This is a genomic window from Anaeromyxobacter dehalogenans 2CP-1 (genome assembly GCF_000022145.1).
In the GTDB taxonomy this organism is placed as follows: domain Bacteria; phylum Myxococcota; class Myxococcia; order Myxococcales; family Anaeromyxobacteraceae; genus Anaeromyxobacter; species Anaeromyxobacter dehalogenans.
Window position 1 is genome coordinate 2337151 of record NC_011891.1, and the last position, 13040, is coordinate 2350190.

Below are 13040 nucleotides of genomic sequence, written 5' to 3' on the forward strand. Positions count from 1 at the left end.
AAGCGCGGCGCGCGCCCGGCCGCCCGCCAGCGGGGAGGGCGGCGGCAGGCGACGGCGCGGCGCGGCGCGGAGGCGTCCGCACCGCGGGTCCCGGCGGCCCCGCGAGGCGACCTGACCTGCCGTCCTCCCTCGGGTTAGATCAGCGAGGCAGCCAGCGCTCACAGCGAGGGGAATCCATGGGCTCGAAGCCGGCGAAGGACCAGACGCGGCGGGTGGAGAAGCGGGGCGACACGCCGAAGGCGCCGGATCGCGCCGAGCGGCCGCTGTTCGCCCGCGACGAGATCGCGCGGGTGCTGGAGGCCCGGGACCGCTGGACGCAGGAGGAGCTGGCGGAGGCGCTCGCGCGCCTGCCGCGCCGCAAGGCGGCCTTCCAGACGGACTCCGGGATCCCGATCCCCGACGTGATCGACCCGGCCCACCTGCGCGAGCACGACTTCCTGCGCGACGTGGGCTACCCGGGCGCGTACCCGTTCACCCGGGGTCCGCAGCCGACCATGTACCGGGGCCGGCTCTGGACCATGCGCCAGTTCGCGGGCTTCGGCACGCCCGCCGACACGAACCGGCGCTTCAAGTACCTGCTCGAGCACGGCGTGAACGGGCTCTCCACCGCCTTCGACATGCCGGCGCTCATGGGCTACGACGCCGACCACCCGATGAGCCGCGGCGAGGTGGGCAAGGAGGGCGTCGCCATCTCCACGCTGGAGGACTTCGAGATCCTGTTCGACGGGATCCCGCTCGGCGACGTCACCACCTCCATGACCATCAACGCGACCGCGGTCATCGCGCTCGCGATGTACGTGGCGGTCGCGGAGAAGCAGGGCGTGCCGCGCGCGAGGCTGGGCGGGACGCTCCAGGCGGACATGCTGAAGGAGTACATCGCGCAGAAGGAGTGGATGATCCCGCCCACGCCGGCGGTCCGCATCGTCTGCGACATGATCGAGTTCTGCGCGAAGGAGATGCCGCGCTGGAACCCGGTCTCGATCAGCGGCTACCACATCCGCGAGGCGGGGGCGACGGCGCTGCAGGAGCTGGCGTTCACGCTCGCCGACGGCATCGAGTACGTGCAGGAGTGCGTGGACCGCGGCATGGACGTGGACGCGTTCGCCCCGCGCCTCTCGTTCTTCTGGGACGTGCACAACGACCTGTTCGAGGAGGTCGCGAAGTTCCGCGCGGCGCGCCGGATCTGGGCGCGGACCATGAAGGAGCGCTTCGGCGCGAAGAAGCGCGAGTCGCTGCTGCTCCGCACCCACGCGCAGACGGCCGGCGTCTCGCTCACCGCGCAGCAGCCGTACAACAACGTGGTCCGCGTGGCGCTGCAGGCGTTCGCGGCGGTGCTGGGCGGCACGCAGTCGCTGCACACCAACTCGCTCGACGAGACCTACGCGCTGCCCACCGAGGAGGCGGTCACCGTCGCGCTCCGCACCCAGCAGATCATCGCGCACGAGTCCGGCGCCGACCGGGTGATCGACCCGCTCGCCGGCAGCTACTACGTCGAGTACCTCACCGACGAGATGGAGCGGCGCGCCATCGAGTACCTCCGCCGCATCGACGACATGGGCGGCATGCTCCGCGCGGTGGAGGAGGGCTACCCGCAGCGCGAGATCGCCGAGAGCGCGTACCGCTGGCAGCGCGACGTGGAGAGCAACGATCGGCTGGTGGTCGGCGTGAACGCGTTCCAGGCGCGCGAGGAGCAGCAGATCCCGCTGCTCCGGATCGACGAGACGGTGGCGCGCGAGCAGGTGGAGCGCCTGAAGGCGCTGAAGGGCCGGCGCAGCGCCGCGCGGGTGGCCGAGGCGCTGGCGGGCGTGGAGCGCGCGGCGCGCGAGGGGACGAACGTGGTCCCGCCGGTCATCGAGGCGGTGAAGGCGTACGCGACGCTCGGCGAGATCGCCGACACGTTCCGCAAGGTCCACGGCACCTACCGCGAGGACGGCCGGTTCTAGGCCGGCGCTTCCGGTACACTGGCCGGGTGGACGGCTCCCCGGCGCCGCACTGGTCCGACGGCTACTACGGCCCGCTCTACCTGGAGCCGGTCGCGGACCTGCTCACCCCGGGCCTGACCGCGCTCGAGGCGGACGTCATCGCCGGCCTGCTCCGGCTCGGCCCGCGCGACCGCGTGCTCGACCTCGCCTGCGGGCACGGGCGCCACGCGCGGGCGCTGGCGGGCCGCGTCCGGGCGGTGGTGGGGCTCGAGCGCAGCGCCGCGTACCTGGCGCGCGCCCGGGCCTCGTCGTCGGCAGGCGGGGGGCCCGGCCCGGCCTGGCTCCGCGCCGACCTCCGCGCGCTGCCGCTGCGGCCGGGCGCGTTCGACGCCGCGTTCTCCTGGTACGCCTCGCTGTTCATGTTCGACGACGCGCGGAACGCCGCCTGCCTGGCGGCGCTGGCGACCGCGATCCGGCCGGGCGGACGGCTCCTCGTCCACCACGCGAACCCGCTCCGGCTCGCGCTCCAGCCGCGCGACGCGTCGCGTCGCACCCTGCCGGACGGCTCCCTGGTGGAGGAGACCTCGGAGTTCGACCCCGCCGCCGGCGTGGACCGCTGCCACCGCCGCCTGGTCCGCCCCTCCGGCGCGGTGTTGGCGGGCACGGCGGAGTTGCGGTACTACAGGCCTTCCGAGTGGAGGTCCCTGGCCGCTGGCGCCGGCCTCCGCGTCCTGGAGCTGACGAGCACGACCGGCGCGGGGGAGCACCCGGGCCGTGAGCTGGATCCCGAAGCGCCGGATCTCATCGCCCTCTTGGAGAAGCCGACCACATGAGCCCCGCCACCGAGCGCCCCCTCCGCATCCTCGTCGCCAAGCCCGGCCTGGACGGCCACGATCGCGGCGCCAAGATCATCGCCCGCGCGCTGCGCGACGGCGGCTTCGAGGTCATCTACACCGGCCTGCACCAGACGCCGGAGATGATCGTGGCCGCCGCCGTCCAGGAGGACGTGGACGCGATCGGCCTCTCGATCATGTCGGGCGCCCACATGACGCTGTTCCCGGCGGTGATCGAGCTGCTGAGGGAGAAGGGCGCCGTGGACATCGTGGTGTTCGGCGGCGGGATCATCCCGCAGGACGACGTTCCCCGCCTGAAGGAGAAGGGGACCGCCGAGGTGTTCCTGCCCGGCTCCTCCACCCAGGCGATCATCGAGTGGATCCGCGCGAACATCCGTCCGCGTGCCGCGGCCGCCTAGGCGCGAGCCGACCCTCGCCCCTCCCCGCGAGGCCCGCACCGGGCGCCGGGCGTCTGCCCGGCCGCCCGCCGGCGCGCGGGGTCGCACGCGTTCGGCAGTGACCCCATCGGTGCCCCCGGAGCGCCCTCCGCCCGCCTAGTGTCTCCTGCGGGAGGCGCTCATGCCTGCACGCGTGGAGGAGCGGCTCGTCGCGGGCGGCGAGGGCGGCGCGCTCGTCGTCCACCACCTGGTGCTGCGCGGCTCGAACCGCGCCATCGGCCACCACCTCGGCGAGATCGCCCGGACCCGCTACGGCCTGGAGGCGACCACGGCGCGCGACCCGCTGCGCGTGCGCGTGCAGCAGGAGTGGCTGCGCCGGAACGCGCCCGTGCTCCACGAGCGCATGCGCGGCGCCGCGGACGCCTTCGGGGTGGACGCGGACGACGACGCCTACGACGTCTCGCGCCTCGGGGCGCCGCCGCGGGTGGCGGGCTGCTCCGCCGCGTTCGTCCCGCCGCGCGACGCCGCCGGGGGGCACCCGCTCGTCTCGCGCGCCTTCGACTTCGCGCTTCCGTGCGTGAGCAGACCGCGGGGCAGCGGGCCGGGCGCCGACCGGCCCTACCTGCTCGAGCTGCACCCGACCGACGGGCACGCCACGCTGGCGGTGGTGGCGTTCGAGCTGCTGGGCGGCGCGCTCGACGGGATCAACGCGGAGGGGCTGGTGGTGGTGGCCGCCTCCGACGTCGAGGCGGCCGAGGCGCGCCCGCTCGAGCCGGAGGCGGAGACGGTGGGCCTCGACGAGCTGCAGCTCGGGCGGCACCTGCTCGAGACCTGCGCGAACGCGATCCAGGCGCGCGAGGCGCTGCTCGCGGCCAAGCACCACTACGCCGCGTACCCGGTGCACTGGCTGGTGGCGGACCGCCACGGCGACGCGTTCGCGTTCGAGGTGGGCCTGGGCCGCAACCGCGCGCACCTGCTGGACGCGGCCGGCCTCCCGCTCGTGCTCACCAACCACGCGCTGCACCGCCACCCGGAGCGCGAGCCGCTGCCGGCGGGCCCCGGCCCGGCGGGCACCTACGCGCGGTGGCGCGCGCTGCGCGGCGCCCTGGCGGAGGCCTCCGAGCCGTGGACCCCGCCGGCGCTCGCCGCCGCGGCGGCGCGCGCGTTCGTGGAGCCGCCGGGCGGCCCCGGCGAGCTCACCGACGAGCGGACGCTCTGGCACGGGGTCTACGACCTGCGGGAGCGCGCGCTCGAGGTGACGTTCTTCGAGCGCGACGAGCCGGATCCGCTCCGCCGGGGCGGGCTCCGCTCGGTGCGCACCCCGCCGCTCCGCTTCGAGCTGCGAGACTGACGACCGCGCTACCCGCCGGTGCCGATCATGGGCAGCAGCCCGTCGCCGCCGCGCTCCATGTCGTGGCGCTCGCCCTTGCCGAGCAGCGCCGCGCGGATGGCCGCGGCGATGTCCGCGTCGCTGGCGGCGCCGCGCAGCAGCTCCTTCAGCCCGAGCCGCTCGCGGCCGCCGAGGCAGGCGCGCAGCGAGCCGTCGGCGCCCACCCGCACGCGGTTGCAGCCGTCGCAGAAGTTCTCGGTCATGGCCCCGATGAAGCCGACCAGGCCGGTGACGGTCCGTCCCTCGTGCTCGGAGGTGCCGCGCATGTGGTAGGCGGGCCCCCAGCCGCGCGTCGCGTCGGGCTCGAGCCGGATGCCCTGCGCCTCGAGCAGCCGCTTCACCTCGGCGGTGGGCACCGGCTTCCCGGGGCCGAACGGCATCAGCTCGATGAACCGCGCGGTGGCCCCGAACCCCCAGGCGAAGCGGGCCAGCGCGCCCAGCTCGTCGTCGTTCTGCCCGCGCACCACCACCACGTTCAGCTTCACCGAGGCGAAGCCGGCGCGGTAGGCGGCCTCGATCCCGGCCACGATCCGCTCCAGCGTCGCGGCGCGGCCGGCGATGCGGTGCAGCTTCTCCGCGTCGAGCGTGTCGAGCGAGACGTTGAGCCGCGTGACGCCCGCCTCGCGGAGCGGGCCGGCGAGCGCCTGGAGCAGGTGGCCGTTCGTGGTGAGCGCCACCTCCTCGATGCCGGGGGCGCGCGCCACCTCGCGGATCACGTCCAGCACGTCGCGGCGGAGCGTGGGCTCACCGCCGGTCAGGCGCACGCGCCGGATGCCCAGGCCGCCGAAGATGCGGACCAGCCGCGCGACCTCGTCGCGGGCGAGCGGATCCTCGTGCGTCTCCGGTGCGGCCGGCGAGCAGTAGCTGCACCGGAAGTTGCAGCGGTCGGTGAGGGAGAGCCGGAGGTAGACGATCCGGCGGCCCTGGCCGTCCACGAGCGGCGCGGCGGCGGGGGAGGGGGGTTGCTGGAGCACGGCGCCTCATACCACCACCGCGGGGGGAGGAGAAAGCCACCGGGACGCCTGCGCGGGCCCGCGCAGCGCCGCCCGCCGCGCGGAGCGTCAGATGGGCCGCTCGTCCGACGGTCGCGACAGCTCCAGGAGCTCGTCCTCGCCGAGCGACAGGAACGCGTCGGCGGCGCGCGGGTCGAACTGCGTCCCCGCGCAGCGCAGGATCTCCTTGCGCGCGTTCTCGGTGGAGGTGCGCTTGCGGTAGGGCCGGTCGCTGGTCATCGCGTCGAAGCAGTCGGCGATCGCGAAGATGCGCGCCGAGAGCGGGATGGCGTCGCCGGAGAGGCCGCGCGGGTAGCCGCCGCCGTCGAAGCGCTCCTGGTGGCAGAGCACCATCTCGGCGGGCACCTGCAGGAAGTCGACGCTCTTCAGGATGTTGAAGCCGATCTGCGGGTGCTTCCGCATCTCGGTCCACTCCTCCGGCGTCAGCTTCCCCGGCTTCAGCAGGATCGCGTCGGGCACGCCGATCTTGCCGATGTCGTGCAGCAGCGCGCCGCGGCCCACGTCGGGGAGCGCGGTCTCTGCGAGCCCCACCCGGCGCGCGATGGCGAGCGTGTAGCGCACCACCCGCTGCGAGTGATCGCTGGTCTCGTGCTCTCGCGCGTCGAGCGCCGCCACCAGCGTCCAGAGCGTCTGCGAGTAGGTGCTCTCGAGGTCGTGCAGGGTGCGGGAGAGCTCGGCGGTCTTCTCCTTGACCCGGTTCTCGAGGCTGCGGCGGTACCGCCCGCGCGCCAGCTCCAGGCGCCGCCGGCCGAGCGCCCGCTCGATCGCCCGGATCAGCTCGGTGACCTTGGGCGGCTTCAGCAGGTAGTCCGCCGCGCCGTTGCGCAGGCACTCGACCGCCGCCTCGGTGTCGCCGTAGGCGGTCAGCATGATGACCGCGGTGTCGGGCGAGGCCTCGCGCATCTGCTCGAGCAGCCAGAACCCGTCGCGCGCCGGCATCCGCACGTCGCTGATGACGAGCGGGTAGTCGGTCTTGCGCGCCTCGTCGAGCGCCGCCTCGGCGCTCGCCACGGTGGTGCAGACGTAGCCTTCTTCCCGCAGGAGCACCGTGATGACGTCCCGGACCGCGGCGTCGTCGTCCACGATGAGGATCCGGGTGGCTTCGGGGGCGATCTCCGTCATTGGTAACCGGGGCGGACTGGGCGAACCCAAGAGGGGAGAAGCGCGCGGAGTATAGCATGCAGGTACGCTCCCCAATGTGTAGGGTAGCAGAGGGCGGGCGGGCAAAGGAGCGGCGCGTCTTGACCCGGCTCGAACCCATCGCTACATCGGCGGCGCAATGAGCGTACCCCGCAGCAGCCTGCCGGTCCTCGGCACCGACGCGCCCACCTCGCGGCGCGACATCGCGAGCGCGATGCGCGAGCGCGGCGTCCCCATGGACGCGAAGAAGCCGAGCTGGCTCCGGGTGAACGTGCCGGGGGGCGAGCGGTACCAGAAGGTCCGGGAGACGCTGAAGGGCCTCCAGCTCCACACCGTCTGCGCCGAGGCGCACTGCCCGAACGTGGCGGAGTGCTGGGGCGGCGGCACCGCGACCGTCATGCTGATGGGCGACGTGTGCACCCGCGGCTGCCGCTTCTGCAACGTGAAGACGGCCGCCCACCCGCCCGCGCTCGATCCGGACGAGCCGCGCCACCTGGCCGAGGCCATCGCCGAGCTGGCGCTCGACTACATCGTCGTGACCAGCGTGGACCGCGACGACCTGCCCGACGGCGGCGCCGCGCACTTCGCCGACGCGATCCGGCGGCTGAAGGAGATCCCGGGTCTGCTCGTCGAGGTGCTCACGCCGGACTTCCGCGGCGACCCGGAGGCCGTGCGCACCGTCGGCCGCGCCGCGCCCGACGTCTTCGCGAACAACCTCGAGACCGTGCGTCGGCTCACGCCCGCGGTCCGCGACGCGAAGGCCACCTACGACCAGACGCTCGGCGTCCTCGCGCAGCTGAAGCGCGAGTTCCCGCAGGTGGTCACCAAGTCGTCGATCATGGTCGGCCTGGGCGAGCAGGAGGCCGAGGTGGTCGAGGCGATGCGGGACCTCCGCGCGCACGGCGTCGAGATCCTCACGCTCGGCCAGTACCTGCGGCCGAGCGCCTGGCACCTGCCGGTGGTGGAGTACGTGTCGCCCGAGCGCTTCGCGGCGTACCGGGACCAGGGGCTCGCCCTCGGGTTCCGGTACGTGGCGAGCGGCCCGCTGGTCCGGTCGTCGTACCGCGCGGCGGAGCTGTTCCTGCGCGGCGAGATCGAGTCGAGGACGAAGCCCCGCTGACGACAGGAGCGAGCATGCGCCGAGAGCACGTGGTGGGTCCGCCGACGAGGCATCACCCGCGCGAGGCACGGGACTACGAGCCCGGCCGGTTCCTGAAGGAGTTCCCGCTCCACACGGTCATCCGTGAGGACGGCTCCGCGGATCCGGACGAGGTGGTCCTGCCGGACGCGGAGGCGCTGCGGCTGTACCGGTGGATGGTGCTGAACCGCGCGCTCGACGAGCGGATGATCACGCTCCAGCGCCAGGGGCGGATCGGCTTCTACATCGGGTCGATCGGCGAGGAGGCCACCGTGCTCGGCACGGCGGCGGCGATGGACGAGCGCGACTGGATCTACCCGTGCTACCGCGAGCACGGGGCCGCGCTGCTGCGCGGGATGCCGCTCGTCACGTTCGTCTGCGACCTGTTCGGCAACGGCGGGGACGCCATGAAGGGCCGGCAGATGCCCTGCCACGAGGCGTGGCGGCCGGGCCGCTTCACCTCGATCAGCTCGCCCATCGCCACCCAGGTCTCGCAGGCGATGGGCGGCGCCTGGGCGGCGAAGCTGAAGGGCGAGGAGATGGTCGCCATCACCTACTTCGGCGAGGGCGCCACCAGCGCGCACGACTTCCACACCGGCCTGAACTTCGCGGCGGTGCGGAAGATCCCGGTGGTGTTCGTGTGCCGCAACAACGGCTGGGCCATCAGCGTGCCGCGCGAGCGGCAGACCGCCTCCGAGACCATCGCGCAGAAGGCGATCGCGTACGGCATGCGCGGCGAGCGCGTCGATGGGAACGACCTGCTCGCGGTGTACGCCGCCACCCGCCGGGCGCGGGCGCGCGCCGCCGCCGGCGAGGGCCCGACGCTGCTCGAGTGCGTGACCTACCGCATCGAGGGGCACTCGACCTCCGACGACCCGCGCGCGTACCGGCCGGCCGAGCTGGTCGAGCCCTGGAAGCGCAAGGACCCGATCCTGCGCATGCGCCGCTACCTCTCGCGGCGCGGCGCGCTCGACGAGGCGCAGGACGCCGCGCTCCGCGACGAGCTGCGCGAGCAGATCCAGGCGGCGCTGAAGGAGGCCGAGGCGTTCCCGGCCAAGCCGTCCATCGAGACGCTGTTCGCCGACGTGTACGAGGAGCCGCTCTGGCAGCAGCGCGAGCAGCTGGCCGAGATCGAGGCGGCGGTCGCCGCGGACCCGCGCGCGGCGAACCCGCGCCACTCCGACGCGTGATACAGGGGGCCGCATGCCCACCATGAACATCATCCAGGCGGTCAACGACGCGCTCCGGATCGAGATGCGCAAGGATCCGGACGTGGTGGTGCTGGGCGAGGACGTCGGGAAGTTCGGCGGCGTGTTCCGCGCCACGCAGGGGCTCTACGACGAGTTCGGCGCCGACCGTGTCATCGACACCCCGCTCGCCGAGGGCGGCATCATCGGCACCGCGGTGGGCATGGCGCTCTACGGCCTGAAGCCGGTGCCGGAGATCCAGTTCGCCGACTTCATCTTCCCGGCGTTCGACCAGATCGTGAACGAGGTGGCGAAGTACCGCTACCGCTCCGGCGGCCAGTACGCCTGCCCCATGGTCATCCGCACGCCGTACGGCGGCGGCATCAAGGGCGGCCACTACCACTCGCAGTCGCCCGAGGCGATGTTCATCCACACCGCCGGCCTGAAGGTGGTCGTCCCGTCCAACCCCTACGACGCCAAGGGGCTCCTCATCAGCGCCATCCGCGACCCGGACCCGGTGCTGTTCTTCGAGCCGAAGCGCGTCTACCGCGCCGCCAAGGGCGACGTGCCCGAAGGCGAGTACGCCGAGCCGCTCGGCAAGGCCAGGATCACGCGCGCCGGCAACCAGGTGACGGTGATGGCCTGGGGCTCGATGTGGCACGAGGTGGACCAGGCCGCGCGCGAGGCGGCGGCCGAGGGGTTCGACTGCGAGGTCATCGACCTCCGCTCGCTCCAGCCGCTCGACCTCGAGACCATCGTGGCGTCGGTGTCGAAGACCGGGCGCGCCATCGTGGTGCACGAGGCGCCGCGCACCTGCGGGTTCGGCGCGGAGATCGCCGCGCTGGTCCAGGAGCGCTGCTTCCTGCACCTCGAGGCGCCGGTGGCGCGCGTCACCGGCTTCGACACGCCGTTCCCGTACACGCTCGAGAACGAGTACCTGCCGCGCGCGCCGCGCATCCTGAAGGCCATCCGCGAGGTGGTCGCGTACTGAGGGGGAGTCGTCCATGGCCTACAAGCTCGAGCTCCCCGACATCGGCGAGGGGGTCGTCGAGGCGGAGGTCCAGCAGTGGTTCGTCGCCCCGGGCGACGCGATCACCGAGGATCAGCCGCTCGTCGAGGTGATGACCGACAAGGCGACGGTGGTGATCCCGTCGCCGAAGCGCGGCACGGTGGTGAAGCTGTTCTGGAACGTGGGCGACGTCGCCAAGGTGCACTCGCCGCTGGTCGAGATCGAGCTCGACGACGCGCCGCCGCGCCCGGCGCCCGAGGCGCCGGTGCGCGCCGCCACCGCGGCCGCGACGGCCCAGGCGGCCGCGGCGGCGAGCGTCGCCGTGGGCCGGCCGGCCCAGGCCGAGCCGCCCGCGGCGGCGGCGGCCCCCTCGGCGGCGGCAGGGCCCGCGGGCGCGAAGGCGCTCGCCACCCCCGCCGTGCGCGCCATGGCGCGGGAGCTGGGGATCGACGTGAACACGGTGCCGGGCACCGGCCCGGGCGGCCGCGTCACCAAGGACGACCTGTCGCGCGCGCGCGGCAAGGTGAACGGGCACGGCGGCGAGACGGAGGTGCCGGCCCCGGCGCCCGCCGCGGCCCGCGCCCCTGTGCCGGCGCCGTCGCCGGCCGGCCCGCCGGAGGCGGACGAGCGGATCCCGCTGCGCGGCATGCGGCGGAAGATCGCCGAGAACATGGCGCGCTCGAAGCGGACCGCCGCCCACTTCACGTTCGTGGAGCAGGCGGACGTCACCGAGCTGGTCCGGGTGAAGGACCGGATCGCCGCCGCCGCGAAGGAGGAGGGCGTCCGCGTCACGTTCCTGCCGTTCGTGGTGAAGGCGGTCGTCGCCGCCCTGCGCAAGTTCCCGAAGCTGAACGCGTCGCTCGACGACGAGCGCGGCGAGATCGTGGTGAAGCACCGGTACGACCTCGGCGTCGCGTCGGCCACCGACGCGGGCCTGGTGGTCCCGGTGATCCGCGCGGCCGATCGCCGCTCGCTCCTCGATCTCGCCCGGGAGATCGAGCGGCTCTCGCAGGACACCAAGGCCGGGCGCATCCGCCCCGAGGACCTGGGCAGCTCCACCTTCACCATCACCAGCCTGGGCGCGCTGGGCGGGCTGTTCGCCACCCCGGTGCTGAACCACCCCGAGGTCGGCATCCTGGGCATCCACCGCATCCGGCCCACGCCGGTGGTGCGCGACGGGCAGATCGTCGCCCGCGACGTGATGCACGTCTCGCTCACGAGCGACCACCGCGTGGTGGACGGGCACGAGGCGGCCGCGTTCACCTACCAGGTGATCAGGTACCTCGAGGATCCCAACCTGCTGTTCATGCAGATGGTGTGATCGACTCGCACTGCCACCTCGACGCGCGCGCGTTCGACGCGGACCGGGCCGAGGCGCTGGCCCGGGCGCGCGCCGCGGGGGTCACCGACGTGATCGTGCCGGCGGTGGGGCCGGATGCCTGGGCGCCGCTGGCGGCGTGGGCCGCCGCGACGCCGGGCGTCCACCACGGCCTCGGCATCCACCCGCAGCTCCTGCCGGAGCTCGATCCCGGCGGCGACGACCGCCGGCTCGCCGATCTCGAGGCCGCGCTCTCGCGCGGTGGCGCGGTGGCGGTCGGGGAGTGCGGGCTCGACGCGCCGAGCGTCGAGGCGGGCGCGCCCATGGACCGCCAGGTGGCGGTGCTGCGCGGCCACCTGGCGCTGGCGCGCCGCTTCCGGCTGCCCGTGATCCTGCACTGCCTGCGGGCGCACGAGCCGCTCCTGGCGCTCCTCGCCGAGGCGCCGCTCCCCGCGGGCGGCGTGCTGCACAGCTTCTCCGGCAGCGCCGACCAGGTCCGCGCCTACCTGCCCTCGGGCCTGCACTTCTCCTTCGCCGGCCCGCTCACCTACGAGCGCGCCCGGAGGCCCATCGACGCCGCGCGGGCGGTGCCGCGGGACCGGCTGCTCGTGGAGACCGACGCGCCCGACCAGACCCCGCGCCCCAACCGCGGCCGCAACGAGCCCGCCTACCTCCCCGGCATCCTGTCCGCGCTGGCGGGCGCGCTCGGCACCGGCGCGGCGGAGGCCGACGCGCTCACCACCGCGAACGCCCGCGCGCTGTTCCGGCTCGCTTGAGCGGCGCGCGAGGCCGCGCTACACCGGGCCCGCATGGCCGGCGACCGCCCCGTCTCCCCCCGCCTCGATCGCACCGCGCGGCTGCTCGGGCTCGAGGCCATGGGCCGGCTGGCGCGCGCGCACGTGGTGGTGCTGGGGATCGGGGGCGTCGGGACGGTCGCGGCCGAGGCGCTGTGCCGGGCCGGCGTCGGCCGCCTCACGCTGGTGGACGGCGAGCGCGTCGAGGAGATGAACGCGAACCGCCAGCTCCACGCGCTCGACGGCGCGTTCGGCGCGCCCAAGGCGGAGGCGCTGGCGGAGCGGCTCCGGCGCGTGATCCCGGGGGCGCGGGTGGACGCGGTGGTCGGGCGCTACGACGAGGGGAGCGCGGCGCGCCTCGTGCCGGAGGGCGTGTCCTGCGTGGTGGACGCGATGGACACGGTCGTCGCGAAGCTGCACGTCATCGCGCGCTGCCTGGAGCACCGCATCCCCATCGTCACCTCGCTCGGCGCGGCGCGGCGGCTCGACCCCACCGCGATCCAGGTGACGGACCTCTGCGAGACGCACACCGACCAGCTTGCCAAGGACGTGCGCAAGTACCTGCGCCGCCGCTTCGGGATCTCGGCCACCGCGCCCACCGGCGTCACCGCGGTCTGGTCGATGGAGGCGCCGCGGCCGACGCTGGCGCTGCCCGGCGACGAGGACGGCATCCCCGGCACGCGCCCGCGGCTGCCCGGGGAGCGGCGCCGCGAGCCGAAGTGCTACGGGAGCGCCATGTTCGTCACCGGCGCGTTCGGCCTCGCCGCGGCCGCGGCGGTGGTGCACGCGCTCGGCGGTGTGGCCCCGGTCGCGCCGCGCACGCTGTCCGAGGCGGAGGCGAAGCGCCGGCGCAAGCCGCGCGCCCGGTGACGCAGCGCGGGGACGCGGGCCGCGCGGC

At 74.4% G+C, this 13040-nt stretch carries 12 protein-coding genes; 10 read left to right on the forward strand and 2 right to left on the reverse strand.

The window, feature by feature from the left end:
• Positions 1-176 precede the first annotated feature (176 nt).
• From A2CP1_RS10530 to A2CP1_RS10545, 4 genes are all read left to right on the forward strand, one after another.
• The gene (locus tag A2CP1_RS10530; RefSeq protein WP_012633292.1) at positions 177-1943 is read left to right on the forward strand and encodes a methylmalonyl-CoA mutase family protein; all 1767 of its coding nucleotides are present in this window, start codon (positions 177-179) and stop codon (positions 1941-1943) included.
• Positions 1944-1969: 26 nt separating this feature from the next.
• Positions 1970-2755 carry a class I SAM-dependent methyltransferase gene (locus tag A2CP1_RS10535; RefSeq protein ID WP_012633293.1) on the forward strand — a complete coding sequence of 262 codons (786 nt, stop codon included), beginning with the start codon at positions 1970-1972 and terminating at the stop codon, positions 2753-2755.
• Entirely contained in the window at positions 2752-3174 is a 423-nt protein-coding gene (gene icmB, locus A2CP1_RS10540) for a coenzyme B12-dependent isobutyryl CoA mutase small subunit (RefSeq protein ID WP_012633294.1), read from the forward strand. The genes A2CP1_RS10535 and icmB overlap by 4 nt, the downstream gene beginning before the upstream one ends.
• A gap of 160 nt (positions 3175-3334) precedes the next feature.
• A complete protein-coding gene (locus tag A2CP1_RS10545) occupies positions 3335-4504 on the forward strand; it encodes a C45 family autoproteolytic acyltransferase/hydrolase (RefSeq protein WP_012633295.1) in 1170 nt (389 codons plus the stop codon).
• Between the two features lie 8 nt (positions 4505-4512).
• Here A2CP1_RS10545 and moaA read toward each other — a convergent pair whose 3' ends face one another.
• On the reverse strand, positions 4513-5517 hold the full coding sequence (gene moaA / locus A2CP1_RS10550; RefSeq protein WP_012633296.1) for a GTP 3',8-cyclase MoaA: 1005 nt from the start codon (positions 5515-5517) through the stop codon (positions 4513-4515).
• A gap of 87 nt (positions 5518-5604) precedes the next feature.
• On the reverse strand, positions 5605-6678 hold the full coding sequence (locus tag A2CP1_RS10555; RefSeq protein ID WP_012526060.1) for an HD domain-containing phosphohydrolase: 1074 nt from the start codon (positions 6676-6678) through the stop codon (positions 5605-5607).
• A gap of 157 nt (positions 6679-6835) precedes the next feature.
• On the opposite strand from A2CP1_RS10555, the gene lipA reads away from it, so the two are divergent.
• The 6 genes from lipA to A2CP1_RS10585 are packed head-to-tail and all read left to right on the forward strand — an operon-like array spanning position 6836 to position 13012.
• A complete protein-coding gene (lipA, locus tag A2CP1_RS10560) occupies positions 6836-7816 on the forward strand; it encodes a lipoyl synthase (RefSeq protein ID WP_012633297.1) in 981 nt (326 codons plus the stop codon).
• A gap of 14 nt (positions 7817-7830) precedes the next feature.
• Complete coding sequence (locus A2CP1_RS10565; protein ID WP_012633298.1) at positions 7831-9024, forward strand: thiamine pyrophosphate-dependent dehydrogenase E1 component subunit alpha; 1194 nt, start codon at positions 7831-7833, stop codon at positions 9022-9024.
• A gap of 13 nt (positions 9025-9037) precedes the next feature.
• Complete coding sequence (locus A2CP1_RS10570; RefSeq protein WP_012526063.1) at positions 9038-10012, forward strand: alpha-ketoacid dehydrogenase subunit beta; 975 nt, start codon at positions 9038-9040, stop codon at positions 10010-10012.
• Positions 10013-10025: 13 nt separating this feature from the next.
• Positions 10026-11351 (forward strand): dihydrolipoamide acetyltransferase family protein, encoded by a 1326-nt coding sequence (locus tag A2CP1_RS10575; RefSeq protein WP_012633299.1) that lies wholly within the window; start codon positions 10026-10028, stop codon positions 11349-11351.
• Positions 11348-12124, forward strand: a complete 777-nt coding sequence (locus A2CP1_RS10580; protein WP_012633300.1) for a TatD family hydrolase — start codon at positions 11348-11350, stop codon at positions 12122-12124. Before A2CP1_RS10575 ends, A2CP1_RS10580 begins: the two co-directional genes overlap by 4 nt.
• Positions 12125-12157: 33 nt before the next feature.
• Positions 12158-13012, forward strand: coding sequence for a tRNA threonylcarbamoyladenosine dehydratase (locus A2CP1_RS10585; protein WP_012633301.1), 855 nt, complete (start codon positions 12158-12160; stop codon positions 13010-13012).
• Positions 13013-13040: the final 28 nt, after the last annotated feature.